General features: G+C 72.2%; 20 protein-coding genes and 2 pseudogenes. 8 read left to right on the forward strand and 14 right to left on the reverse strand.

Annotated elements, in window-relative coordinates; translation table 11 throughout:
* Positions 1–141: 141 nt before the first annotated feature.
* The 3 genes and pseudogenes from EV371_RS34100 to EV371_RS05225 all read right to left on the reverse strand — a co-directional run.
* Positions 142–888: pseudogene (locus tag EV371_RS34100) on the reverse strand (PhoH family protein); the annotation flags it as partial.
* 225 nt (positions 889–1,113) lie between these two features.
* A complete protein-coding gene (locus EV371_RS05220) occupies positions 1,114–2,505 on the reverse strand; it encodes a serine hydrolase (protein ID WP_130461049.1) in 1,392 nt (463 codons plus the stop codon).
* A gap of 60 nt (positions 2,506–2,565) precedes the next feature.
* Positions 2,566–2,919 carry an HIT domain-containing protein gene (locus EV371_RS05225; protein WP_130461050.1) on the reverse strand — a complete coding sequence of 118 codons (354 nt, stop codon included), beginning with the start codon at positions 2,917–2,919 and terminating at the stop codon, positions 2,566–2,568.
* A 75-nt stretch (positions 2,920–2,994) separates the two neighbouring features.
* On the opposite strand from EV371_RS05225, the gene EV371_RS05230 reads away from it, so the two are divergent.
* A complete protein-coding gene (locus EV371_RS05230; protein WP_130461051.1) occupies positions 2,995–3,756 on the forward strand; it encodes an SDR family oxidoreductase in 762 nt (253 codons plus the stop codon).
* A gap of 160 nt (positions 3,757–3,916) precedes the next feature.
* A complete protein-coding gene (locus EV371_RS05235) occupies positions 3,917–6,394 on the forward strand; it encodes a glycoside hydrolase family 3 C-terminal domain-containing protein (protein WP_130461052.1) in 2,478 nt (825 codons plus the stop codon).
* Between the two features lie 34 nt (positions 6,395–6,428).
* Here the strand turns inward: EV371_RS05235 and EV371_RS05240 are convergent, their stop codons facing one another.
* From EV371_RS05240 to hrcA, 3 genes are all read right to left on the reverse strand, one after another.
* The gene (locus EV371_RS05240) at positions 6,429–7,172 is read right to left on the reverse strand and encodes a 16S rRNA (uracil(1498)-N(3))-methyltransferase (RefSeq protein ID WP_130461053.1); all 744 of its coding nucleotides are present in this window, start codon (positions 7,170–7,172) and stop codon (positions 6,429–6,431) included.
* 51 nt (positions 7,173–7,223) lie between these two features.
* The gene (dnaJ, locus tag EV371_RS05245; RefSeq protein ID WP_207230702.1) at positions 7,224–8,360 is read right to left on the reverse strand and encodes a molecular chaperone DnaJ; all 1,137 of its coding nucleotides are present in this window, start codon (positions 8,358–8,360) and stop codon (positions 7,224–7,226) included.
* A gap of 66 nt (positions 8,361–8,426) precedes the next feature.
* Positions 8,427–9,449: a heat-inducible transcriptional repressor HrcA gene (gene hrcA, locus EV371_RS05250; RefSeq protein WP_130461055.1), complete on the reverse strand. Its 1,023-nt coding sequence runs from the start codon at positions 9,447–9,449 to the stop codon at positions 8,427–8,429.
* Positions 9,450–9,730: 281 nt separating this feature from the next.
* On the opposite strand from hrcA, the gene EV371_RS05255 reads away from it, so the two are divergent.
* A complete protein-coding gene (locus EV371_RS05255) occupies positions 9,731–10,447 on the forward strand; it encodes a DUF4870 domain-containing protein (protein ID WP_486484486.1) in 717 nt (238 codons plus the stop codon).
* Positions 10,448–10,550: 103 nt separating this feature from the next.
* Here EV371_RS05255 and hemW read toward each other — a convergent pair whose 3' ends face one another.
* Positions 10,551–11,774 (reverse strand): radical SAM family heme chaperone HemW, encoded by a 1,224-nt coding sequence (gene hemW, locus EV371_RS05260; protein ID WP_130461056.1) that lies wholly within the window; start codon positions 11,772–11,774, stop codon positions 10,551–10,553.
* 18 nt (positions 11,775–11,792) lie between these two features.
* Here hemW and EV371_RS05265 point away from each other — a divergent pair, with 18 nt between their 5' ends.
* From EV371_RS05265 to EV371_RS05275, 3 genes are all read left to right on the forward strand, one after another.
* Positions 11,793–12,578, forward strand: a complete 786-nt coding sequence (locus EV371_RS05265; protein ID WP_130461057.1) for an enoyl-CoA hydratase family protein — start codon at positions 11,793–11,795, stop codon at positions 12,576–12,578.
* Positions 12,579–12,732: 154 nt separating this feature from the next.
* Positions 12,733–13,593 carry a hypothetical protein gene (locus EV371_RS05270; RefSeq protein WP_165436613.1) on the forward strand — a complete coding sequence of 287 codons (861 nt, stop codon included), beginning with the start codon at positions 12,733–12,735 and terminating at the stop codon, positions 13,591–13,593.
* 286 nt (positions 13,594–13,879) lie between these two features.
* Complete coding sequence (locus EV371_RS05275; RefSeq protein ID WP_130461058.1) at positions 13,880–14,782, forward strand: phytanoyl-CoA dioxygenase family protein; 903 nt, start codon at positions 13,880–13,882, stop codon at positions 14,780–14,782.
* 423 nt (positions 14,783–15,205) lie between these two features.
* Here the strand turns inward: EV371_RS05275 and EV371_RS05280 are convergent, their stop codons facing one another.
* The 4 genes from EV371_RS05280 to lepA form a co-directional block, all read right to left on the reverse strand.
* A complete protein-coding gene (locus EV371_RS05280) occupies positions 15,206–16,009 on the reverse strand; it encodes a hypothetical protein (RefSeq protein ID WP_130461059.1) in 804 nt (267 codons plus the stop codon).
* Positions 16,010–16,295: 286 nt separating this feature from the next.
* Entirely contained in the window at positions 16,296–16,583 is a 288-nt protein-coding gene (locus EV371_RS05285; RefSeq protein ID WP_130461060.1) for a GlsB/YeaQ/YmgE family stress response membrane protein, read from the reverse strand.
* A 77-nt stretch (positions 16,584–16,660) separates the two neighbouring features.
* Complete coding sequence (locus EV371_RS05290; protein ID WP_130461061.1) at positions 16,661–17,290, reverse strand: NUDIX domain-containing protein; 630 nt, start codon at positions 17,288–17,290, stop codon at positions 16,661–16,663.
* The gene (lepA, locus tag EV371_RS05295; protein ID WP_130461062.1) at positions 17,287–19,164 is read right to left on the reverse strand and encodes a translation elongation factor 4; all 1,878 of its coding nucleotides are present in this window, start codon (positions 19,162–19,164) and stop codon (positions 17,287–17,289) included. Before lepA ends, EV371_RS05290 begins: the two co-directional genes overlap by 4 nt.
* A 330-nt stretch (positions 19,165–19,494) precedes the next feature.
* On the opposite strand from lepA, the gene EV371_RS05300 reads away from it, so the two are divergent.
* Both EV371_RS05300 and rpsT read left to right on the forward strand, forming a co-directional pair.
* Positions 19,495–20,475 (forward strand): phosphotransferase, encoded by a 981-nt coding sequence (locus EV371_RS05300; protein ID WP_130461063.1) that lies wholly within the window; start codon positions 19,495–19,497, stop codon positions 20,473–20,475.
* 182 nt (positions 20,476–20,657) lie between these two features.
* Positions 20,658–20,924, forward strand: a complete 267-nt coding sequence (rpsT, locus tag EV371_RS05305; protein WP_107269985.1) for a 30S ribosomal protein S20 — start codon at positions 20,658–20,660, stop codon at positions 20,922–20,924.
* Positions 20,925–21,743: 819 nt separating this feature from the next.
* On the opposite strand, the pseudogene EV371_RS05310 reads toward rpsT, so the two are convergent.
* The 3 genes and pseudogenes from EV371_RS05310 to EV371_RS05320 form a co-directional block, all read right to left on the reverse strand.
* Positions 21,744–22,067 (reverse strand): annotated as a pseudogene (locus EV371_RS05310) (hypothetical protein); the annotation flags it as partial.
* A complete protein-coding gene (holA, locus tag EV371_RS05315) occupies positions 22,064–23,038 on the reverse strand; it encodes a DNA polymerase III subunit delta (protein WP_130461064.1) in 975 nt (324 codons plus the stop codon). The pseudogene EV371_RS05310 and the gene holA, both read right to left, overlap by 4 nt.
* A gap of 332 nt (positions 23,039–23,370) precedes the next feature.
* Positions 23,371–25,902 (reverse strand): ComEC/Rec2 family competence protein, encoded by a 2,532-nt coding sequence (locus EV371_RS05320; RefSeq protein ID WP_130461065.1) that lies wholly within the window; start codon positions 25,900–25,902, stop codon positions 23,371–23,373.
* Between the last annotated feature and the right edge of the window lie 182 nt (positions 25,903–26,084).

Genomic DNA, 26,084 nt, shown 5'->3' on the forward strand with positions numbered 1-26,084 from the left:
GTGCTCACCGCAGCACAGGGTGGACGCGCCGTCCTGAGTGGTAACCCGGTAGACCTGCTTGGGCCCCTGCGGGTAGATGCCGATCACCGGCGTGGGCGTGCCGTTCGAGCCGATGACCAGATCACCGATCTGAAGTGAACCGAACGGCTTGAATCCCTCTGGAGTCAGAACCCGCGCATCGTACGGCTGTGCACGGCCCCGCATATATGCCAGCGGCGCGACCTCGATCGTCCCGGCGGCCATCAGCTTCGGGATGGAGTCCGGGTCGAGCATGTCGTGCAGCGCGTCGTAGAGCGGACGCAGGTAGGGGTCGATCTTCTCGTGCAGGGTGCCGGGCAGGAAGCCGAGCCGCTCGCCGGCCTCGACCGCCGGGCGGGTCAGGATGATCCGGTTCACCTGCTTGGCCTGGAGCGCCTGCACGGCCTTGGCCATCGCCAGGTAGGTCTTGCCGGTGCCGGCCGGGCCGATGCCGAAGACGATCGTCTTACCGTCGATCGCGTCGACGTACCGCTTCTGGCCCAGCGTCTTGGGCCGGATGGTCCGGCCGCGCCGGGACAGGATGTTGAGCGTCAGCACCTCGGCGGGGCGCTCGGTGCCGCCCTGTTCGATCATGCCGAGGGTACGCCGCACGGCGTCGGTGGTCAGCGTCTCGCCCTTCTCGATCAACTCAAGCAGCTCGGTGAAGAGCCGCGAGGCGAAGGCGTTGTCACCGGGAGCACCGGTGAGGGTGATCTCGTTTCCCCGGACGTGCACGTCGCTGGGGATCGACCGCTCGATCAGCCGCAGGATCTCGTCGCCCGCGCCGAGCAGGTTAACCATGATCTTGGGGTCAGGAACCGTGATCCTGGTCTGCACCCGGGCCTGCCCCGGGGGTGGGGTACCGGTCATGGGTCGGGCCCGAAGCCCTGTGCCACCTGCTTCCGATCTCGGTGTCGCGGTGCCAGCGGGAACTTCCCGGCTGGTCGCGGCGTACGGACGTTGCAGTCATCGTATCCGTTCAACGCCGATGGCACGCTGCCCATTTCCGCCACCGACCACCGACCTGGGCAGCGGCCCGGATCACCCGCCGATCCGGACATCGTTGGCACAACCGGACAGCCGTGACGGCAACCGTCAACCGGCGCGGAAGTCGAACCGGTCGAAGGTCTCCTGCCGCCGGGTGAACCGGTAGGTGGCCCAGTGCATCCGAATCACCTCGCCCCGGTCGTCCCGGGTCAGCCGGAGCAGCTCGCCGACCTCCCGGCCGGAGACCGTACGCAACACGTCCGGCCGGTCCGGCAGCGGCGCGAAGACGGCCGGCGGCCTGCCGGCCGGGTCCGCCGCCCCCCGGGCCCGCAGGGCGCCGTCCCGCCACGAGAAGACGTACTCGAAGCCCTCGCCCCACCAGCGACCGAGCAGCCCACGGTATGGCTCCGGGGCCGGCCCGCCCGGGCTCCACGGCACGATGTCGGCGGGATCGTCCCGGGCCGAGGCGGCCATGATCTGGTGCGCCAGCTCGTTGACCACGACGCCGGTGCCGGAGGAGCCGAGCACCGCGCAGCCCATCGCCCCGGGGGTGCCGGCGCCGCCACGCCGGCCGTAGACACAGGCCAGGAAGCCGGGCATCGCGCCGTCGTGGCCCACGTGCACGACCCGCTCGGCGGCACCCGGAGCGTCCCGCTGGGGCACCAGGATCAGGCCCAGCCCGAACCCGGCGGTCCAGAGCGACTCGTCGGTCACCGTCAGCGGCCAGCGCATCTCGTCGAGGGTGTCCGGCCGGAGTACCGCGCCGGTCGGGTCCAGCGCCGCCGGGTCGGCCAGGAACGCCGCCCAGCGGGCCATGTCCGGAGCGGTGCTCCAGAGCTGCGCCGCCGGCCCGACCGCGCCGAGGTCGGTGTTCGGCTCCGGCCGGGCGTGGTCGGAGTAGGCGTCGACCAGGAAGCCTGTCGCCGCACCCGCCGGCGGGTGCGTGACGGTGTGCGCCAGCCCGAGCGGGCCGAGCACCCGGTCGGCGAGCACCTCCGCCCAGGTGCCGCCGCGCAGCCGGGCGACCGCCTGGCCGAGCAGCGCGGCGCCGAGATTGGAGTAGTGGTAGCGGCGGGCCGGCGGCAGCACCCGCTCGGCCCGGTCCAGGTCGGCGAGGAACTCGTCGAGTTCCGGGGTGTGCAGGGTGTCCCACACGTCGCCGTACGGCTCGCGCTGCACCCCGGAGGTGTGCGACAGCAGCCGGCGTACGGTCAGCTCGCCGTGTGCCGGTACGTCCAGGTGCGCCCCGATCGGGTCGTCCAGGTCGAGCAGCCCGTCGTCCCGGCACTGCAACACGAGTACGGCGGTGAGGGTCTTCGTCACCGAGCCGATCCGGAACGCCGTGTCCGGCCCGAGCGGGGCGTCGTTGCCGGTGCTGCCGACCGTGCAGGTCCAGAGCGGCCGGTCGGCCCGGTGCAGCGCGGCCGAGACCGCCGGGATCCGGGACTCCGCCTGCGCCTGCCGGACCAGCCGGGCCAACCGCCGGGCAACCTCCGTCATGATCCCTCCTCGCCCGCGATCCGCTCGTCCAAGATCACGGATCTTACGCCCGGCCCCTGCTCAGCGGGCGACCATCGGCCCCAACGGCGCGCCGCCGAGCACGTGGGCGTGGGCGTGGAAGACCTCCTGGCCGCCGTACGGACCGGTGTTGAAGATCAGCCGGAAGCCGTCGGCGACCAGTCCCTCGGTCTCGGCCACCACCGCCGCGGTGCCGAGCACCTCGCCGGCCAACCCCGGATCGGCCCCGGTCAGGGTCACCACGTCGGCGTAGTGCTCCTTCGGGATCACCAGCACGTGCACCGGCGCCTTCGGGTCGATGTCCCGGAAGGCGAGGGTGGTTTCGGTCTCCCGGACGACGGTGGCCGGGATCTCGCCCGCGACGATCCGGCAGAACAGGCAGTTGGTCTCCATCACCGGAATCGTAGGGGCTGCCGTTCGGCGACGCGGCCCGGCCAGCCCGGTCCGTCCGGCGACCGGCATCATGATCCGATGAGCGGACGAGCGGTACTGGTGACGGGCGCGTCCCGGGGAATCGGGCGAGCGGTGGCGATGGCCTTCGCCGCCGGTGGCGATCGGGTGGCGGTGCATCACCGCGACTCGGCCCCGCTGGCCGGACAACTCGTCGCGGCCCTGCCCGGCGAGGGGCACGTGGTGGTCCGGGCCGACCTGGCCGACCCGGACGAGGTGCGCGCGATGGTCGACGACGCGGCCGACCGGCTCGGCGGACTCGACGTACTGGTGAACAACGCCGGGGTGTTCGGCAGCGCGGAGGCCGGGCATCCGGTCTTCGACTCCTCCTACGAGCAGTGGCAGCAGCAGTGGCGCCGCACGCTCGACGTCAACCTGCTCGGTGCGGCCAACACCATCTGGTGCGCCGCCCGGCACCTGCGGAACCGGGGCGGCCGGATCGTCAACGTCTCCTCCCGGGGCGCGTTCCGCGGCGAGCCGACCCAGCCGGCGTACGGCGCGAGCAAGGCCGGGCTGAACGCGCTCGGCCAGTCCCTCGCGGTGGCCCTGGCCCCGTACGGCATCGCGGTCGCCACCGTCGCGCCCGGCTTCGTCGAGACCGACATGACCAACGAGCACCTCAAGGCGCCGCGCGGCGACGCGATCCGGGCGCAGAGCCCGTTCCACCGGGTCGCCCGGCCGGAGGAGATCGCCGCCGCCGTGCACTGGCTGGCCTCACCCGAGGCGGAGTGGGCCTCCGGCACCATAGTGGACCTCAACGGCGCCTCCTACCTGCGCACCTGACCCCGCCGCCCAGCCACCGGCCGGCGCCGGGGGCACCCTGCGGTGTCGGGACAGCGGCCGTCGGGCGGCGCGACGTGCCGACGACCGCGGCTCTGCGGTGTCCTGGGCGGCCTCCGGCTGGCAGGATGATCGATATCCGGCCGGTGGAGGGGGCGCGAGGATGACGGTGGATCGGCAGGACGGGGCGACGGTCGACGCGGACGCCACGGCCAGGAGCGGAGCCGACGCGGTGCTCGAACGGGCGCTCGCCGCGCTGGACCTGGAGACCAAGGTCCGACTCCTCTCCGGCCAGGACTTCTGGACCCTGCCGGCCGTACCCGCGATCGGGCTCGACTCGCTGGTGATGTCGGACGGCCCGATCGGGGTACGCGACGTCCGCTGGGCCCCGGACGACCCGTCGATCGCCCTGCCCAGCCCGACCGCGCTGGCCGCCACCTGGGACCCCGGGCTGGCCCGGCAGGCGGGTCGGGTGCTCGCCGCCGAGTGCCGGCGCAGGGGCATCCACCTGCTCCTCGCCCCCACCGTCAACCTGCACCGCAGCCCGCTCGGCGGCCGGCACTTCGAGTGCTACTCGGAGGATCCGCTGCTCAGCGCCGAGATCGGCGTCGGCTACGTCACCGGCGTACAGGACCTCGGTGTGGGCGCCACGGTCAAGCACTTCGTCGCCAACGACTCGGAGACGGAACGGATGACCGTGGACGTCCGGGTCTCCGAACGGGCGCTCCGGGAGCTCTACCTCGCCCCGTTCGAGCGGATCGTCGCCGCCGGGGTCTGGGCGGTGATGGCCGCCTACAACGGGGTCAACGGGCACACCATGACCGAGCACGCCGGACTGCTCCGGGAGCTGCTCAAGCGGGAGTGGGGCTTCGACGGGATCGTGGTCTCCGACTGGACGGCGGCGAGGACCACCGAGGCGTCCGCGAACGCCGGACTCGACGTGGTGATGCCGGCCGTCGGCGACCCCTGGGGTGCCGCGCTGGTCGCCGCCGTCCGCGCCGGCTCCGTCGCCGAGGCGGAGGTGGACGACAAGGTACGTCGGGTGCTCCGGCTCGCCGGTCGGGTCGGACTGCTCGACGGCGTACCCCCGGCGGTGGACCCGGCCGATCTGCCGCGCGCACCGGACGGTGCCACCCTGGCGCACGTGGTGGCGGTCCGCTCCTTCGTGCTGGCCCGCAACGACGGCGACCTGCTGCCGCTCGATCCGGGCCGGCTGCGCCGGGTCGCGGTGCTCGGCGCGCTCGCCGACGACGCGCGGATCCAGGGCGGCGGCAGCGCCCTGGTCGCGCCGCCACACGTGATCTCCCCGCTCGCCGGGCTGACCGCCGCGCTCCCCGACGCCGACCTCGGGTACGCGGTCGGCGCCGACCCCCGGCTCCGGCTGCCGGCCGCCGGCGGGGTGGCGTGGACCCCGATCGTCGCGACGCTGCGCGACGCCGACGGCCGGGAGCGCTACCGGACCGAACTGGACCGGGCGACGGTGCGCTGGATGGGCGACCCGCCGGACGGGCTGCCCCCGGACGATCTCGCCGCGGTCGACCTCACCGCCACGCACACGCCGCTGCGCACCGGCACCGCCCGGCTCGCGGTCGAGGGCTTCGGCGTCTTCACCCTGGTCGTGGATGGCGTGGAACTCTTCGACGGCCCGCTCTACGACCCGGCCGAGGAGCCCGGCACGGTCTTCCGGGCCACCGTCGAGCGCCGGTTCGAGCTTCCCGTCCGGGCCGGTGAACCGGTCGAGGTACGGCTCACCCAGCGGATGGTCGACGGCGACCACCCGGGCTTCGTGTCGTTCACCCTCGGGCACGCCGAGCCCGCGGTCGCCTCGGCGGACGAGCTTCTCGACGAGGCGATTCGGACGGCGACCGGGGCCGACGTCGCGGTGGTGGTGGTCGGCACCACCGAGGAGGTGGAGTCGGAGGGGTTCGACCGGGGCACGCTGGCGCTGCCCGGCCGGCAGGACGAACTGGTCTCCCGGGTCGCGGCGGCCAATCCCCGGACGGTCGTGGTGGTCAACGCCGGCTCACCGGTGCTGATGCCCTGGGCCGACGAGGTGGCGGCGATCCTGCTCACCTGGTTTCCCGGCCAGGAGGCCGGGGCGGCGCTCGCCGACGTGCTGCTCGGCCGGGCGGAGCCGGGCGGGCGGCTCCCCACCACCTGGCCACGCCGGCCGGAGGACTGCCCGGCGCTCTCCACCACCCCGACCGACGGGGTCCTCGACTACCCCGACGAGGTTTTCGTCGGTTACCGGGGCTGGCGGGCCGAGCCGCTCTTCCCGTTCGGGCACGGGCTCGGCTACACCGACTGGGCGTACGAGTCGCTGACCGTCGAGGCCGGACCGGGCGGGCCGGTCGCGGTGGTCACCGTCCGCAACGCCGGTCGCCGTCCCGGCCGCGAGGTGGTGCAGGTGTACGCCGGCCCGGCGGCGACCGAGTCGGACCGTCCGGTCCGCTGGCTGGCCGGCTTCGCCGCTGCCGAGGCGGCTCCCGGGGAGGCGGTGACCGTCCGGGTACCGCTGCCGGGCCGCACCTTTCAGGTCTGGGAGCCGGACGGCGGCTGGCGGACCCGACCGGGCCGGTACCGGCTGGAGGCGGCACACAGCATCGCCGACATCCGCCGGAGCACCACCCTCGACCTCTGACACCCGGCGCCCAGAACCCGGTGCCGGCCGTCGGTCACCAGCGGCCGAGCCGGGTGGAGAGGACGGCGAGGGCCGCGACGCCGGCGGTGGAGGTACGCAACACCTCGGGTCCGAGCCGGACCGGCACGGCGCCGGCCGAGGTCAACGCCGCCAGCTCGTTCGGCGACACGCCGCCCTCGGGACCGACCACCAGCACGATGTCACCGGTCGCGGGCAGTTCGGCGGTGCCGAGCCGGGCCGCCGCCGCCTCGTGCAGCACGAAACCGGCCGCCGCGTCGGCGACCCGCCGGGCCACCGCCCGGAGCGACTCGTCCGGCGCCCGCGCCGACCCGGCGATTGTCGGCAGCCAGGGCCGGCGGGCCTGCTTGGCCGCCTCGCGGGCGGTCGCCACCCAGCGGTCGCGGGCGCGGGCGCCCCGGTCACCGCGCCACTGCGCCACCGAGCGCTCGGCCGCCCAGGGCACGATCTCGTCCACCCCGACCTCGGTCATCGCCTGCACCGCCAGCTCGCCCCGGTCGCCCTTGGCGATGCCCTGCACCACGACCAGGCGCGGGTCGGGCGGGTCGACGTACCACCGGGAGGTGACCGAGGCGGTCAGGGTGCCCCGGCCGACGGCGGTGACCACGGCGGTGAGGGTGCCGCCGCGCCCGTCCGCGAGCAGCAGCTCCGCACCGGTACGCAGCCGCTGCACGGTCGCGGCGTGGTGCCCCTCCGGACCGTCCAGCGTGACGGAGTCGTCCGACGGCAGCGACTCGACCAGGAACAGCGGCGCGCTCACGGCGTGCAGGTTAGCGGGTCGCGGTGTCGAGGCCGGCGGGTGGCGCGCCCGTCAGGCGTGGCCGTTGAAGGCGTCCCGCATCCGGGAGAAGAAGCCGCCCTGCTTGGTCAACTCGGCGACCTCCTCGCCCCGGGTCTTGGCGAACTCGCGCAGCATCCGCTCCTGCTCGGCGTCGAGCTTGGTCGGGGTACGCACGTCGAGGTGCACGTAGAGGTCACCCCGGCCGGTGCCGCGCAGGTGTGGCACGCCCCGAGCCCGCAACCGCAGCGTCGAGCCCGGCTGGGTGCCCGGCTTGACGTCGACCGGCTCCTCGCTGTCCAGCGTCTTGATGGTCAGCCGGGTGCCGAGCGCGGCGGCGGTCATCGGCACGGTGACCCGGCAGTGCAGGTCGTCTCCTTTGCGGGAGTAGACGTCGTGCGGCCGCTCGTGGATCTCGACGTAGAGGTCGCCGGCCGTACCGCCGCCGGGGCCGACCTCGCCCTGCTGGGCCAGGCGGATCCGCATGCCGTCCTCGACCCCGGCCGGGATCTTGACGGTCAGCGAGCGGCGGGTACGCACCCGGCCGTCCCCGGCGCAGGTCGGGCAGGGGTGCGGGATGACCGTGCCGTACCCCTGGCAGACGGTGCACGGCCGGGACGAGACGACCTGGCCGAGGAAGGTGCGCTGCACCGACTGCACCTCGCCCCGCCCGCCGCACGCCTCGCAGGTGGTGAGATGGGTGCCGGGCGCCGTGCCGGCCCCCGTGCAGGTGGTGCAGAGCACGGCGGTGTCCACCGCGATCGGCGCCTCCACCCCGAAGGCCGTCTCGGGCAGGTCGAGCTCGAGCCGCAGGATGGCGTCGGCACCGGGCCGGGTACGCGGACGCGGTCCTCGGGAGCCGCCCGCGGCACCGAAGAACGCGTCCATGATGTCCTGGAAGCCGACGAAGGGACCGCCCGCACCACCCGGGCCGCCTCCGGGGGCGCCGCCGGGAGCCAGCGGATCGCCACCGAGGTCGACGATCTGCCGCTTCTGGTCGTCCGAGAGGACCTCGTACGCGGCGTTGATGTCCTTGAACTTCTCGTGTGCCTCCGGATCCGAATTCACGTCCGGGTGGTACTGGCGCGCCAACCTTCGGTAGGCACGCTTGATGTCGTCGTCGGAGGCGTCCCGGCTGACGCCGAGAATCCCGTAGTAGTCCTTGGCCACTGCGTTCCGTGTCCTCATGTCTGTCTCGCGTTACCGTCCGCCGGTCGTCAGGGATGGGTTTGGTGGTCAGTTCTGCGCCAGCACGTCGCCGACGTAGCGTGCCACGGCCCGCACCGTGGCGATGGTGCCCGGGTAATCCATCCGGGTGGGGCCCAACACGCCGAGTCCGCCGACGATGGTCGTCCCCGGACCGTATCCGGTGCTGACCACCGAGGTGGCCCGCAGATTGTCGATCTCGTTCTCGTCGCCGATGCGCACCTGGAGGGTGTTCGGCTCCACCTCGCCGATCAGCTTGAGCAGGATGACCTCCTCCTCGAGCGCCTCGAGGATCGGTCGCAGCGAACCCTGGAAGTCGAGCAGCCCGCCACGGGTAAGGTTGGCGGTGCCGGCCAGCGCGATCCGCTCCTCGTGCCGCTCCACCAGGGTCTCCAGCAGCACGGTGGCGAGCGTGGTCATCGCCGGGCCGAGCCCGGGAGACACCTCGTCGACCAGCGCCTGGACCAGGGGCGGGGTCTCGGCCAGCTTCTTGCCGCCGAGCCGCTCGTTGATCAGCCGGCGCAGGTCGGTCACGTCGTCGGCGGTGATCGGGGTGGGAAGTTCGACCAGGCGCTGCTCCACCCGACCGGTGTCGGCGATCATGACCAGCATCAGCCGGGTGGTGGAGATCGGCACCAGCTCCAGGTGCCGGACGGAGGAGCGGGCCAGGCTCGGGTACTGCACCACGGCCACCTGCCGGGTGAGCTGCGCGAGCAGCCGAACCGTACGGTGCACCACGTCGTCGAGGTCGACCGCGCCGACCAGGAAGCGTTCGATCGCCCGGCGCTCGGCCGGGGTGAGTGGCTTGACCCGGGAGAGCCGGTCCACGAAGAGCCGGTAACCCCGGTCGGTGGGCACCCGGCCGGCGCTGGTGTGCGGCTGCCGGATGTAGCCCTCCTCCTCCAGCACGGCCATGTCGTTGCGGACGGTCGCCGGGGAGACCCCCAACTGGTGCCGCTCGACCAGGGCCTTGCTGCCGACCGGTTCCTGGGTGGCGACGTAGTCCTCCACGATCGCGCGCAGCACGTCGAGCTTGCGGTCGTCGAGACCCATCCTCACCTCCCTGCGACGTCCCGGCCCCGGCCGCGCGGAACGACCGGAGCGACCACGACGGTCGGGCGCCAGGTCGCCCTGGCACTCGACTGTAGCGAGTGCCAGTCTACGACCAAGGCCTACCCGGCGCGATGATCGTTTGGAAGGGCTATCCGAAGCCGGACAACCGGCTTGCCAGCACACCCTACCCCGGTGGGCCTAGCAGGTACGGTCGGCCATTGTCCAGATTCAATTCGGGGGGCGGCTGGCGCCGGTTGAGCCGGAGTCCTACCGTGACCTCCATGACTGAACCGCCTCGCCCTCCCGGAGAATACGGCGGTCCGCCCCAGGACCCGACCGCCCCGATGAACCCGGGTCAATACCCGACGCCAGGCGAGGGATACCCCCCGCCGGCGGCGCCCCAGTACGGCGCGCCCGGCACGCCCCCGCCGACCTCCGGCGGCGGCACCTACCCGACCTCCGGCGGCGGGACATACCCGACGTCGGGTGGCGGGACGTACCCGACCTCCGGTGGCGGGACATACCCGACCTCCGGTGGCGGCTATCCCCCGCCCGGCGGCTATCCCCCGCCGGGTGGTTATCCACCCCCCGGTGGCTACCCGCCCCCCGGCGGCCAGCCCCCGGGCGGCTACCCGCCGGGCAACCCCTACGGCGCCCCGGCGCCCTCGGGCTACGCCAACAGCGACGAGAAGACCTGGGCCCTGATCGCCCACTTCGGCGGGATCGCGGTGGGCTTCGTCGCCTCGCTCGTCGCGCTGCTGGCCAAGGGGAACGAGTCGCCGACCGTGCGCGCGCACGCGGTCGAGGCGCTCAACTTCCAGATCACCTGGGGCATCATCTCGATCGTCTCGATCATCGTCGGGACCTGCACCCTGGTGCTGATCTTCCTGCCGCTGATTGCCTGGCTGGTGGTGGTGATCTTCTCGATCATCGCCGGCATGAAGGCCAACGAGGGCGTGCTGTACCAGTACCCGATGTCCATCCGCATGATCAAGTAGCACCGACCGAAACCCCCGATGGCCCGCGCCGGATCCGGCGCGGGCCATCGTGCTGTCGGGACCGCTCCTTGCACGCCACGGTGCCGCGACGCGGCGTACCGGGTCAGGGCAGCAGGTCCCGGACCACCGCGTCGGCCAGCAGCCGCCCCCGCAGGGTGAGCACCGCCCGGCCCGCGTCGTACGCCGCACCGTCCAGCAGTCCCGTCTCGCGGGCCCGGGCCGCACCCGACCGCCCGGCGTCGTCGAGCGTCGCCAACGGCAGCCCGGCGGCGAGGCGGAGCCGGAGCAGCACCTCCTCCGCCTGCCGCTCCCGCGCCGACAGCACCTCCCGGGCCTGCCCCGGTGACTGCCCGGCGGCCAGCCGGGCCGCGTAACTCGACGGGTGCTTGACGTTCCACCAGCGGACCCCGCCGACGTGGCTGTGCGCGCCGGGGCCGAGGCCCCACCAGTCGCCGCCGGTCCAGTAGAGCAGGTTGTGCCGGCAGGCAGCGGCCGGCGTCCGGGCCCAGTTCGAGACCTCGTACCAGGAAAAGCCGGCCTCGTGCAGCGCGGCCTCGGCGGCCAGGTAGCGGTCCGCGGCCACGTCGTCGTCGGGGTACGCCAACTCCCCGCGCCGCATCCGGCCGGCCAGCCGGGTGCCGTCCTCCACTATCAGGGCGTACGCGCTGACGTGGTCGACCCCGGCGGCCAGCACCGCCTGAAGCGACGCCGCGAAGTCCTCCGCCCGCTCCCCCGGCGTCCCGTAGATCAGGTCCAGGTTGACGTGCGCGAATCCTGCCTCCCGAGCCTCCCGCGCGGCCTCGGTCGCCCGGCCGGCGGTGTGCCGGCGGTCGAGGATCGCCAGCACCGGCGGGGCGGCCGACTGCATGCCCAGGGAGATCCGGGTGTAGCCGGCGACCCGCAGCGCCGCCAGCGACTGCGGGGTCACCGACTCCGGGTTGGCCTCGGTGCTGACCTCGGCGTCGGCGGCCAGCCCCCAGGTCCGGTCGATGCCGTCCAGGATCCGGGCCAAATCGTCCGGAGGGAGCAGGGTGGGCGTACCACCACCGACGAAGACGGTGTCGACCCGGGCCGGCGGCCGGTCGGCCAGCACCCGGGCGGCCAGGCGCAGCTCGGCGAGCACCTGGTCGGCGTAGCCGTCCCGGCCCGCCGTCCCGCCGAGTTCCGTCGCGGTGTACGTGTTGAAGTCGCAGTAGCCGCAGCGGCTGGCACAGAACGGCACGTGTACGTAGACACCGAAGCCACGGCCACCCACCGTGGCCAGGGCGGCGTCGGGCAGCGCCCCGTCGACGGGTACGGGCTCGCCCGCTGGGAGCACTCCAGGCATGCGACTAGTGTGCCGCCCATGACCTCAGCTTCCGATCCGCTCGTCCGGGTCTCTACCACGCACGGAGTGACGACTCTCACCCTGGACAGCCCGCAGAACCGCAACGCGCTCTCCACCGCCCTGCTCCGGCAACTGCTCGACGCGCTGGGCGCGGCGGCGGCGGACGACGAGGTCCGGGTGGTGGTGCTCTCGCACACCGGGCCGGTCTTCAGCTCCGGCGCCGACCTGAAGGAGACCGCGGCGGCGTACCGCGAGGGCACCGTGCCGGTGGCGATGCTAGGTGACGTGCTCGCGGCGATCTGGGAGTGCCCGAAGCCGGTGGTGGCCCGGATCGGCGGCCCGGCCCGGGCCGGTGGACTCGGCCTGATCGCCGCGGCCGACGTCGCGATCTGCACCCAGGAGGCGACCTTCGCGTTCACCGAGGTACGGCTCGGGGTGATCCCGGCGGTGATCTCGGCGACCGTGCTGCCCCGGCTGCAACCTCGGGCCGCCGCAGAGCTCTATCTGACCGGGGACACCTTCGACGGTCGTCGGGCGGCCGAGATCGGCCTGGTCACCACGGTTACCTCGGCCGAGGCGCTGGACGAGACCGTCGCCTCGTACTGCCTGGCGCTGGTCCGGGGCGCGCCCGGCGCGCTGGCCGGGGCGAAGGAGCTGCTCCGGCGCGGCCCGGCGGAGAGCTTCCGGGCCGACCTGGCGGAACTGCGCGACCTGTCGGTGCGGTACTTCCACTCCGAGGAGGGGCGGGAGGGCGTGACGGCGTTCGGCGAGAAACGGCCCGCCCGATGGGTACCCGGAAGCTGACTCCGGGCGGCCGGCAGCAAGGACGCGGCCACCCTCGGCCGGTCGATCCGGCGGACGAACCCGGTTCGGCACCAGCACCGGCACCGGCACCGGCCGTGATCGACTCAGGATTTTGGGCTGTCGAAGTAGGCTGTGTCCGGCTATCAGACAGGGGGTGGCGGTGCAGACTCGGGCAGCGGTGGCGGCGGGCGTGGCGCTCGCGGCGGTTGCCAGTTTCGGCGTCTACCTGGGAGCCCGCGAGATGGGGCACACCCTGCCAATCCCCAGCGCCGCGCCGGGCTGCGTGGTCGAGGCGGACGGCCGGGTCACGTTGAACGCCGAGCAGATGGCGAACGCCGCGACCATCGCCGCGGTGGGTGTCCGGCACAGGATGCCGGAGCGGGCCGTGGTGGTGGCGCTGGCAACGGCGTTCCAGGAGTCCCGGCTGCGCAACCTGGCCGGCGGTGACCGGGACTCGGTCGGACTCTTCCAGCAGCGGCCGAGTCAGGGCTGGGGCACGCCGGAGCAGATCCGGGATCCGCGCTACGCCGCGACCAGGTTCTACAAGGCGCTCAAGAGGGTCCGCGGCTGGGAACAGATGGAGGTCACGGTCGCGGCGCAGCGGGTGCAGCGGTCGGCCTTCCCCCGGGCCTACCAGCAGTGGGCCGACGAGTCCGAGGTGCTGACCCGGGCTCTGCTGGGCAACGCCACCGGCGCGGTCGCCTGCACGGTCGGCCGGGAGCCGGCGATGCGCGGGAGCGCGGCGGCGGCTGCGCTGACCGCCGGGCTGAAGCTGGATTGGGGCCGACTGGAGACGTCGGTGCCGGCCGAGGTGACCGGTCTGGCCGTACCGACGACGGATCAGCAGGTGGGCTGGCGCTACGCGCACTGGCTGGTGTCGCACGCCGACGACCACGGAGTGAAGATGGTGCGCTTCGGCGACCTGCAGTGGACGGCGGCCGGCGGCACCTGGGCTCCGGTCAGGGGTGCGCAGCCGACCCCGCACCAGGTGCTCGCCGAGGTCTTCGCCGACTGATTCCGCCCGGCTCCGGTGGTTCGGACGTCGCCGACCGGCCGGCGATTTCGTTGCTCCATTCGGACGTCGATAACTGGCAGTGATTGCACAAACGGGCAGACAGGTTCAAATATCCCCACTATTCGGCACTTTTATTGCGTTCCGTCAAGGTCTGGCTGCCCTGCGTACCCCCAGATGCCCGGCGCCGCGCGCCCGGCCGAGCGCCCGAATGCGGACCTTGCAGGGGGAGCTACGATCGGCAGCCTGTGTGCTCAGAAAGAGTTTCACCCTATGGGGAGGGGACGCGGTGTTCGACTACGGCGGCCGCACTGGCTACGAGCCGATCAGTGACACGGATCGCAAGGAGTTCCACGAGCAGGGCTTCCTGTTGCTCCGCAACGTCCTGACCGAGGACCACCGCGCGGCCTTGGAGGCGGCGGTCGACCGGGTCTACGCCGAGGAGAAGGCGAAGGGCAACACCACCAAGGACGGCACCCTGCACCTGCTGGGCTTCCTGGAGCGGGACGAGCTCTTCGGAGAGCTGCTCACCCACCCGATCGCGTTCCCCTACATGTGGGGCCTCGCCGGGTGGAACATCTACACCCACCACAACCACCTGGACGTCACGCCGCCGGCCCTGGAGCCGGAGAAGCCGTACTGGGGCTGGCACCAGGACGGCTACCGGCAGAACTCGGACCCGGAGACGATGGATCCGAACCTGCCCCGGCCGATGTTCTCGCTCAAGGTCGCCTATGTACTCTCCGACCTGTCGGAGAAGGGCCGCGGAGCCACCAAGGTCATCCCGGGCAGCCACCTGTGGAACTCGCTGCCGCGCCCGGCCGACCTGACGGTGCACAACCCGGACCCCGAGGGCACCGTCGAGATCACTGCCAACCCCGGCGACGCCTTCATCTTCGACCGCCGCCAGTGGCACTCCCGGTCCACGAACCTCTCCACCATCACCCGGAAGATGCTGTTCGTGGGGTACACCTACCGCTGGATCCGGCCGCTGGACGAGCTGCACCCGGACAAGAACGGCGAGTGGTACAAGAACCGGACCCCCGTGCAGCGCCAGCTGCTCGGCGAGGGGACGCACACCGCAAACTACTGGGGCATCAACTGGAACGGGTACGTCGACGACGAGATTCCGCTGCGCAAGGAGCTGAAGGAGCGCGGTCTGCTCGACCGCAGCATCCCCTGGCTGCGCTGACCCTCTCGACCCGAGAGTGCGGCCCCGCCGGTCCCGTCGGATCGGCGGGGCCGCTTTCCTTCGGGCCGGTCGAAGGTGCCGGACATCCGCGACGGACGGCCTTCCGCCGTCCTGTCCACGGGACGGGTCGCGTCGACGGACGCCAATAACCGTGGGTAATTCCTCGGTGTGATGGCAGTTTTACCAATGCCCTGCGGAAGTGGCCCGGAACAGCGGGGGGCGACGCCGGACGGTCCAACCGTCGAAGGCGACGGAACCGTCACACCATTGAACCTTTTTCCACCTGAACCGCGCGGCGCTCACACACCGCGTCCGACCTTGCGCTCCGACGGACCGCAAGGGGAGGTTGAAAAAGGTTCATTCATGCTCGGCCCCGCACCGGTCCACCGTTCGGTGGAGCTGGAACAGCCGCGTTCGGTGGAGTTAGAACAGCCGACCGGACATCCGGTAGACGTCCACCAGTAGCGCCCAGAACTCGTTGTTCAGCGGCTGGCCCTCGCCGTCGGTCAGCCGGTGCGCCGGACACTTCATGGTCGGGCTGTCCAGCTCGACGCCGCGCGGCGGGACGCTGCCGAACCGGATCTTGCGCTGCCCCTCCGGACCGACGGCCCGGAACTTGTCCGGCCCGATCCGGAAGGCGCCCCGGACGATGTCCGCGACCGTGAACTTCGGGTGCTGGATCTCGGTCGGGTCGCCCGTCAACTGCCGCATCCGGGCCATCTCCTGCTGGTCGTGCAGGACGGAGAGGCTGGCCAGCATGGAGGTGCTGCTCCGCAGCGTGCGCTCCAACTCCGCACCGGACAGCCCCAGAACCTCCCGGCCGTAGGTCAGGGCGGACTCCAGACAGATCAACGCCTCCAGCATGGCGAGGCTGATGTTGCGCTTGAACTTGTGTCGCAGCGAAGCCGCCAACTCGTCGCTGCCGGCACCGGGGCCGGGCACCAGTTGGTCCTCCCAGACGACCGCCTCGCGGTTCGCGGCCACCACCGCCAGGGCGCGCTCCAGGACCGGGGTCGGCCGCGCGAACATGCCGTCGACCAGGTCGCGAAAAAGCTGGTCGAGCCTTTGCAGATTGTCGACGAGATCGCGGCCCGGCGAGGTACGGCGCAATTCCGTCAGCGCATCGGAATCACGCAACGCCTGGAACCACTCTTCGACCAGGGGGGTGTACGCCTCAAGGTACAGCGTGACCTTGGGATGCCGATCCGAAAGCTGTAGAGGTGACACCCTGACGCTTTCTGGGAGAGAGTCCGTAGACACTTACAGAGCGTAACATGGAGAGATCATTTGAGCAAATGTGAATGAATGCTCGGAACTATAGGTGGTGCCGGCTAGTAGATCACCGCAGTCGATCGTACGGCCGTGGTGAATTTAGCGGTCTTCGGCAGTCGGCGCCAGACCGGTACCGCCCCGGGTTCCCCGATAGCTGGGGAAGGTGTTCGCGACCCCGAACGCCAGCAGGGGCGCCAGCCGAGTCGGCCGGCGCCCCTTGGTTCTGACGGGAGCGGGTTGCTCAGTACCGGCTGACTCGCCGACGGCGACCGACCCCGGCCACCAGGGCCACCGCCACGGCGGCCAGTACGACCTGGATCAGCAACTCCGTCCAGTCGATGCCGGGCGTCGCGGTCGCGATGCCCGCGGCCCGAGCGATGACCGTGCCCAGCAGCGCGGCGCCGACACCGATCAGCATGGTCAGCCAGATCGGCATGTCCTGGCGGCCTGGCACGACCAGACGACCGAGGGCGCCGATGACAAGACCGACGATGAGCGCGGTGATAATACCCCAGACGGTGAGTTCCACGGCCGTCCTCCTTCGGATGCGTCACACGTTGTTGTGGTGACAGCTAGATTCCCGAAGGCTGAAAAACTCAAACCGACCTAGCCGCCCAGACGTCGCGCCGCGTCCCGAATCGCCGCGTCCATCGTGGCGAAGGCCAGCGGGGGTGGATTCACCAGGGAAAACCAGCTCAGCTCGGCAGACTCGGCCGGGTCGAGCACGATCCGCGGGTCGTCCAGGGTGGCCAGAAAGAAGTTGTCGAGGACCGGAAGAACCTCGTCCTGGAACTCGTAGCTGCCGATGTACATGCCGAGATGGTCACCAAGAGTGATCGAGATCCCGAGTTCCTCACGTGCCTCCCGTACCGCTGCCTCGGCCGGGTGCTCCCAGCCGTCGCAGAACCCGCCCGGCGTCTCCCACCGGCCGATCATCGGTTCCGCCGCCCGACGCAGGGCCAGGAAGCGCAGGTCGGCAAGGTCCGGCCCCGGCACGGCAGCTGCCCGCACGGTACCGGCCTGACCCGCCGGAACCCCCGGCACGACACCAGCCGGGGCGGAGGCGGACGGACCGACGGACGGACCGCGGTCGAGGATGACGAGGCCGACGGTCGGGCGGGCGTTGACGAAGAGCTGGTAACGGCACCGGGTGCAGGTGGTCGGGGCAGGGCCGGGCAGGGCCGCCGCGCACCGGGGGCAGAAGGACGCGCCGGGGCCGTACCCCCGGGGGATCACTTCTTGCCGCTGCCCTTGCCGTCGCCGGAGTCGGTGGAGAGTGCGGCGATGAAGGCCTCCTGCGGCACCTCGACCCGGCCCACCATCTTCATCCGCTTCTTCCCCTCCTTCTGCTTCTCCAGCAGCTTGCGCTTCCGGCTGATGTCACCGCCGTAGCACTTGGCCAGCACGTCCTTGCGGATCGCCCGGATCGTCTCCCGGGCGATCACCCGGTTGCCGATCGCCGCCTGGATCGGCACCTCGAACTGCTGCCGGGGAATCAACTTCTGCAGCTTCGACGCGATCGAGACGCCGTAGTTGTACGCCTTGTCCTTGTGCACGATCGCGCTGAAGGCGTCCACCGGCTCGCCGTTGAGCAGGATGTCGACCTTGACCAGGTCGGAGCGCTGCTCGTCGGTGGGCTCGTAGTCCAGCGAGGCGTAGCCCTTGGTACGGCTCTTGAGCTGGTCGAAGAAGTCGAAGATGATCTCGGCGAGCGGCAGCGTGTAGCGCAGCTCGACCCGGTCGGCGGAGAGATAGTCCATCCCCTGCAACGAGCCGCGCCGCCCCTGGCAGAGCTCCATAACCGCGCCGACGTAGTCGTTGGGGGTCAGTACGGTGGCCCGGACCACCGGCTCGTAAACCTCGGCGATCTTGCCAGTGGGGTACTCGCTCGGGTTGGTGACCGTGACCTCGCTGTCGTCTTCCATGACAACCCGGTAGACCACGTTGGGTGCCGTCGAGATCAGGTCGAGGTTGAACTCGCGTTCCAGCCGCTCGCCGATGATCTCCAGGTGCAGCAGGCCGAGGAAGCCGCAGCGGAAGCCGAAGCCGAGCGCGGCCGAGGTCTCCGGCTCGTAGTTGAGTGCCGCGTCGTTGAGCTTCAGCTTGTCGAGCGCGTCCCGCAGCGCCGGATAGTCCGACCCGTCGATCGGGTACAGACCCGAGTAGACCATCGGCTTCGGGTCCTTGTAGCCGCCGAGCGGCTCGCCCGCCGGCCGGGCGTTGATGGTGACGGTGTCACCGACCCGGGACTGCCGGACGTCCTTCACGCCGGTGATCAGGTAGCCCACCTCGCCGACCCCGAGCGCGCCGGCCTTCTGCATCTCCGGGGAGATCACACCGAGTTCCAGCAGTTCGTGCACGGCACCGGTGGACATCATCTTGATCTTGTCGCGCGCCTCGATCCGCCCGTCGATCACCCGGACGTACGTCACCACGCCCCGGTACACGTCGTAGACGGAGTCGAAGATCATGGCCCGGGCCGGGTTGTCCGCCTCGCCGACCGGCGGGGTGAACTGCCGGACGATCTCGTCGAGCAGGTACGGCACCCCCTCGCCGGTCTTGCCGGAGACCCGGATGCAGTCGCTCGGATCCCCGCCGATCAGGTGCGCCAACTCCTCGGCGTACTTGTCCGGCTGGGCGGCCGGCAGATCGATCTTGTTGAGTACGGGGATGATGTGCAGGTCGTTCTCGAGCGCCAGGTAGAGGTTCGCCAGGGTCTGCGCCTCGATCCCCTGGGCGGCGTCGACGAGCAGGATCGCCCCCTCGCAGGCGGCGAGCGACCGGGACACCTCGTAGGTGAAGTCCACGTGGCCAGGCGTGTCGATCATGTTCAGCACGGCCTCTTCGCCCTGCTGCTCCCCCTCTCGCACGGTCCACGGCATGCGGACCGCCTGGCTCTTGATCGTGATGCCACGCTCCCGCTCGATGTCCATCCGGTCGAGGTACTGGGCGCGCATCTGCCGGGGGTCGACCACGCCGGTGAGCTGCAACATCCGGTCGGCCAGCGTCGACTTGCCGTGGTCGATGTGGGCGATGATGCAGAAGTTCCTGATGCGGCCGGGGTCGGTGGCACCAGGGGAGTTCGCGCCGGAGTCGGGCGTCGGTGGCACGGCGATCCGTTCTGCTTGGCTGACGACAATGAGCTTTCTATGTTCCCATGCCGCCCGGGAGCACCCGGCCGAGGCCGCCGGATCACCGCCGCGAGTTCCGTCACCCCGCCCGGGCGTCACACCCGGACCGGCGTCCCGGAGGCGCCGCCGGCCGCGCCGTCTCCCGCCGCGCCGTCCCCGGCGACCCCGCCTCCGGCTGCCCAGGTGACCTAGCCTCCGGCAGCCCACACGGCGTCGCCTCCGGGGGTCCGGCTCGACCCCGCCTCCGGTGGCCCCGCCCGGCCCGGGCCACTCCGGGCCGGCCCGAGCGAAGCAGGGCAGACTTGTGACATGGCAGCCATCTCGGTACCGCCCAGACCGTACGACGCGACCGCCGTACGCCCGGGCTGGGCCGATCTCCCCGCCGAGCTACGGGCGGGGATCAGCGCCCGCCTGGGCGCCCGGGTCGACTCGGCCGGCACCGCAGGCGGCGGGTTCACCGGCGGGTTCGCCGGGGTGCTGCGGACCGTGGCCGGAGACCGGGTCTTCGTCAAGGCGGCGTCCCTGGTCGACCAGCGACACCTCAGCGACTGGTACGCCCGGGAGGCGGCGATCACCGCCGCGCTGCCAGCCGGGCTCGCCGTCGCCCGCCCCCGCTGGACGCTGACCGCCGCCGGATACCACGTGATCTGCCTGGACGCCATCGACGGTCGGATGCCGGAGCTGCCCTGGCTGCCGGCCGAGTTGGCGGCGACCCTCGACACGTACGCGACCGTCGCGGCAGCGCTCCGGGAGCCTCCGGCCGAGCTGGCAGTACTGGGCGTACCGCGGCTCGCCGACCTCGCCCGGGCCGACCTGGCCTGGTGGGCCGAGTTGGCGGCCGGCCGGGAGACCGTGCCGGAGCTACCCGCCGTCGCCCGGCACCGGCTGCCGCAACTGGCCGCGCTGGAGGCCAGGTTTCCCGGGTACGCCGACCTGCCGTCGATGATCCATGGCGACCTGCGGGTGGACAACGTACTGCTGGACCGGAGCGGAGCCGCCTGGCTCTGTGACTGGACGTGGCTCTGCTACGGCCCACCCTGGTTCGACCTGGCCAGCCTGCTGGTCACCGGGTACGCCAGCGGGCTGGACGCCGACGCCCTGTTCGCCACCCACCCGGCGGCACGGGACGCCCCGGTCGACGCGCTGGACGCCGCGCTCGCCGCCCTCTCCGGGTACTGGCTGGTCAACGCGGCGGCCGATTCCGACCCAGGCTCACCGCACATCCGGGCCCACCAGCGGTGGAGTGCGGAGACCGCGCTCGGCTGGCTGGCCGAGCGCCAGGGATGGTAGAGCTGTGGCGCCAGGACGGTAGAGCTGTGGCGCCGGGGATGGTAGTGGGCTGTTTTGGCTCCGGCGCGGCGTACCTGGTAACGTGGCTCTTCGCGCGTGCCGACACGGCCGTACTCCGACGTGCGTCGTCGCCCGCGCATCCAAGGCAAACGTAACCCTAGCTACCAGGACGAGGCTGTCGCGTGGCGAACATCAAGTCCCAGATCAAGCGCAACCGGCAGAACGAGAAGCGCCGGCTGCGTAACAAGTCGGTCAAGTCGTCGCTGAAGACCGCCATCCGCAAGTTCCACGAGGCGACCGAGAGCGGAGACAGCGCCAAGGCGACCGAGCTGATGCGGGACGCCTCGCGCAAGCTCGACAAGGCTGTCAGCAAGGGCGTGATCCACCAGAACCAGGCGGCGAACCGCAAGTCTGCGATCGCCAAGCGGCTGCAGTCGCTCTCTGCCTGACGGTCCCTCCGCCTGACGGCGGAGCCCCACACCTGACGTGTGGCCCCCCGAGCCGGCCGGCTCGGGGGGCCACACGTGTTCGTTTCGACGCGGCACACGGATGCGGGCCGGGCCCGGCGGCTACCGGTAGCGGCGTCTCGCCGACTGGCGGCCGATGTCGATCGGATCATGCCGGGAGAGCCAGCCCCCGTCCGGTCGTTGGTCCAGGCGTTCGACCAGGCCGCTGTTGCGGGCCCGAGCGGTTGCGGCGGGTCGTGCCGGCTGCTCCTGCCGGCTCTGCGGCAACCCGGAGTACGGTCGGCCGTGCTCGCGCCGCCCGGCGTCGCCACCCTCCCCGCCGTCGGCCCGGTCCGGCGTGGTCGGGTCGACATGGGGCCGACGCCGTCCGCCGAGCTCCAGCCGGGCCCGGAGCAGCGCCGTCATGCCGAACGAGCGGGCAACCAGCAACCGGGCCGGCAGCCGGTTGGCCGAGGCGGTCCGGTGCGTCGGTGCGTCGTGGCCAGTCTGGCTGCCGTGGCCCGTCTGGCTGCCGTGGCCCGTCTGGCTGCCGTGGCCCGTCTGGCTGCCGTGGCCCGTCTGGCTGCCGTGGCCAGACGCTGCGCCGTTACCGGACCGGGCGGCATCGCCAGTCAGGCCCTGGCCGGACCGGGCGCCGTCACCAGACGCTGCGCCGTTACCGGACCGGGCGCCCTGGCCGGACCGGCCGTCGTGGACAGTCCGGGAGCCCTGGCTGGTCCCGGCACTGTGGTCACCGGCGGTGCCGGATCCGGGGGCGGTCAGCCGGTGGGTCTGTCCGGACGCGACCAGTGACCGCTTGGGCACACTGGCCCGGCCGACCGCCGGCTGGATCTGCCGACGGAACCGTTCCCGCTCCTGGGCGGGTACCCGGGCCGCTGAGCGGAGCACCGCCGCGGCCACCACGTCGTTGATCTTCACCATGACCGCGACGGTCGCGGGCAGAACGAGTACGCCCCACCAGTTCACCAACTCGGCGAGCGCGAGCAGCAGGCCGAGGGCCACGGTGCCCTCGAAGAAGACGAAGCAGAGCATCCCGCCCGGGTCGACGTGCCGGAGCCGCAGCACGCGGGCGTACAGCGGTCGTAACCGCTCCTCGTCCGCCGGCATCGCCGTCACCGCGGTCATCGTGATGCGCTCGCCCTGCGGGCGGTCGCGACCGCGACCACGGCACGCTCCAGGGCATAGCCCCGGTCATCGGAACCGCCCTTGACGGCGGCGTTGCACTCGGCGGCGGCGTACATGGCGTCGGCCAGCCCCTCCGGTGTCCAGCCCCGGCCGACCCGCTGCGCCTTCTCGATCTTCCACGGTGGCATGCCCAGGCTGCTCGCCAACTGGTAGGCGCTGCCCCGGCCCGCCGAGCTGACCCGGGCGACCGTGCGCACTCCGTCAGCGATCGCGTCGGCTATCGGCACCGGGTCGACCCCGACATGCAACGCCCAGCGCAGTGCCTCCAGCGCGCCCGGCACGTCACCGGCCATCGCCGCGTCGGCGACCGTGAACCCGCTCACCTCGGCCCGCCCCCGGTAGTACCGGGCGACGGTGTCGACGCCGATCCGTCCGTCGGTGTCGGCCAACAACTGCGAACAGGCGGAGGCGAGTTCGCGAAGGTCGTTGCCGACCGCCGCGATGAGCGCCTCGGCCGCGTCGTCCGTGCATCGGCCGCCGCCGCGCCGGATCTCGTCCCGGACGAACGCGACCCGGTCCCGGTGGCCCTTCAGCTTCGCCGCCGGCAGGACCTCCGCACCGGCTGCCCGGAGGCCGTCGGCGAAGGCCTTGCCCTTGGCCCCGCCGAGGTGGGTGACCACCAACTGCACCTCGGGGTCGGGATTCTTCGCGTACGCCAGCAGCGTCGCGGCCAGGTCCTTCTTGGCGTCCTGTCCAGCCCGGACCACCAGTACCCGCCGACCGCCAAAGAGGGACGGTCCGAGCAGTTCGGCGATCTCTCCCGCTCCCAACGCACCCGCCTCATGGTCGTGTACGTCGACGTCCGGGTCGGCGGCTCTGGCCGCGTCGACCACTCCGGCGACCGCTCTGGTGGCGAGCAGTTCTTCGTCACCGAGCACGAGTACGACGGGGGCGAGACTAGCGGGGGTCACGAGGTCATCGTCGCACGTGGCGTGCGTTCATCGGGCCTGGTCACCCGGCTCGCTGCGGCTGACCCCGCACTTAGTGCAAATCCAGACATTTATCTTAACCCTGGCATTCCACGCCAGTGGTTGTGGTGACCGGTCGGAGCCTACCGCCCGAGCCGGTCGGCACAGCGTCACCACGCGGGGCCGGATAGTCGCCACACTCGAACGGGTGCCGGGCGGCGCGACCGGCATCGTCCGCATCGCCACCCAGCCCCCAGACCCGGACGGCCGGTACGAGACTCCTGGTTTGCCCGGTATGGAGCGGGCCGCCCACCTGCCGGGCGACGAAGCCGAGATCACCGGGTGGACCCATCGCCGACGCCCAGTCCCCGGACCGCCACCGAGAGCTGTCCGCTGCCCGCCCCGACCACCGCCAGATCCCCGTCCCGGTCGGTGCGCAGCACCCGGACACCCGACCGGGCCAACCGGTCCAGTACTCCGGCGTTGGGATGCCCGTATCCGTTGTCGACGCCGACCGGCACCAACGCCACCGCCGGACGTACGGCGTCGAGGAACGCCGGCTCCTGGTACGCCGAGCCGTGGTGAGCAAGTTTCAACACGTCCACGCGGAGCCGGGCGACCGGCACGGACTCCAGGAGTGACCGCTGCTCCTCGGTCTCGGCATCCCCGGAGAGCAGGATGCTGACTCCGCCCACCTGTGCCCGCAGGACCAGGGAATTGTTGTTCGGGTCCGAGCGGGTGCCCCGGATCGGATACGGCGGACCCAGCAGGGCCAGCGCCACCGAGCCGGCCGCGTAGGTCCAACCGGCACCGACCGTGCCGACCGGTACGCCGTTCGCGCTGCCGGCGCGCTCGACAGTGGCGCGTCCCTCGGCCGGCTCCAGCCACTGCGGGACGACCACCGCGTCCACCCGCCGTCCCCGGAAGACTCCGTCCACCCCGTTCACGTGGTCGGCGTGGAAGTGGCTCACCACCAGCAGGGACACCGCCCGTACGCCGAGCCGGCGCAGACAGCGGTCCACCGCCCCGGGGTCCGGGCCAGCGTCCACCACCACCGCCCGGCCGACGCCGACCGGCAGCACCAGGCTGTCGCCCTGACCCACCGCGCAGGCCACGACCACCCAGCCGGCCGGTGGCCACCCGGTGGCGACCAACCGCACCGGCAACGCGCCGACCACCACGGCAGCCGCGACCACCGCGACGAGCCGGCGCACCAGCGGCCGACGGACGGCGATCAGCAGCGCCACGGTCAGCACCCCGAGCAGCAACCCGCCAGCCACCCCGTCCAGCCAGGGCAACGTCCCGGCGGGCAGTCGTGCGCCGTACCGGGCCACCAGGACGAGCCACCACGCCGGCCAGTTGCCGAGCCACGCCACGCCCTCCGCGCCGGTGGGCCAGATCGGCGAGAGTACCGCCGCCGTCACCCCGAGCACCGTGGCGGGTGCCACCGCCGGCACCGCCAGAAGGTTGGCCGGTACGGCCACCAGACTGATCGTGCCGGAGAGCCCCGCCACCACCGGCGCGCAGGCCAGCTGCGCCGCTGCCGGGATGGCCAGCGCCTCCGCCGCACCTGCCGGCACACCCCGACGCCGCAGCGCATCCCGCCATCGGGGAGCGAGCAGCAGAAGCCCGCCGGTGGCCAGTACCGAGAGCGCGAATCCCGCGTCGCCGGCCAGCTCCGGGTCGACGACCACCAGTACGGTGACCGCGCTGGCCAGCGCCGGCAGGGCGGCCCGTGGTCGTCCGACCGCCAGCGCCAGCAGACCGATCGCCCCCATCGTGGCGGCCCGGACCACGCTCGGCGAGGGTCGGGCCAGAACGACAAAACCGACCAGTGCGGCACCCGAGAGCACGGCGGCGAGCCAGGGCCCGGCCCGGGCCCACCTGGCCAGCAACAGCACCAGCCCGACCACGATCGCCACGTTGGATCCGGAGACCGCCGTCAGGTGGGTCATACCCGTGATCAGGAAGTCCTCCTCGACCGCCGGCTCCAGCCGGCTGGTGTCGCCGACCACCAGGCCTGGCAGCAACCCGCCCGGTTCGGTGGGCAGCGGCGCGGCGGCCCGTTGCAGCCCGGCCCGCAACGAGCCGGCCGCCCGCTGTGCCCAGGACGGTGTCCCCTGTGGCACGGGTGGGGTGCTCACCGTCAGTACGGCGGCGGTGAGGTCGCCGCCGCGCGGCGCCGCCAGTCGCCCGGTGGCGGTCACCCGTTGACCGGGCAGCAGCCCACGCCAGCCCGGATCGGTGGCCAGCACCAGAATCCGAGCCGGCATCCTGATCCGGCTCGTCTCCTCCTCGGCGAGCCAGACCAGCCGGGTCGACAAGAGATAGGTCGCCGGCCGCCCGGCGACGCCGCCGATCGGCCGTGGATCGTCCCGGACCACCAGTTCGGCGCGGACCCTGGCCCGGTCCTCAGCCAGCCGGCTGATCGGTGGCGCGTCCCGCACTCCCAGCCGGGCGGCCGTTGCCACGCTGCCGCAGACCACGCCGAGCAGGACGGTGACCAGCACCCAACCGTGCCGCTCGCAAAGGGCACGGCCCTGGCGGCCGAGCTGCCCCGAGGTCACCACCCACCCCGACAGGGGCGACCGACGCGACAGGGTTGCCCACCCCGACCAAACCGACCGACGCGACAGGGTTGCCCAATCCGACCGAACCGACCGACGCGACAGGGCCAGCCGCCCCGAAAGGGCCAGCGCGGCGCCGCCGGCCAGCGCCGCGACCAGCACGGTCGGGCCCGTGCCGAGCAGGAGCCCGGCCAGCGCCGACAGCCAGGACCCGAGCGCCAGCCCGGCCAGCCGAAGATCCGGCGGTTGGCGATGCTCGGGCACGTCCCCCACGCCCTGGTCCGCACCGCTGGACGCCATGCCGGGAGCGGCCTCGATCTGGTTGCCGGCCTCGCCGGCCGGGTGGGCCCGGGGTGCTGGGTGGGCCCGGCGGGCGGAGTTGCCTGAGTTGGCCGGCTGATCTCGGCCGGCCCGCTGAGCTTGATTAGCCGGCTGATCTTGATTGGCCGGCTGAGACTGGTTGGCCGGCTGAGACTGGTTGG

The organism is Plantactinospora sp. CNZ321 (genome assembly GCF_004217235.1).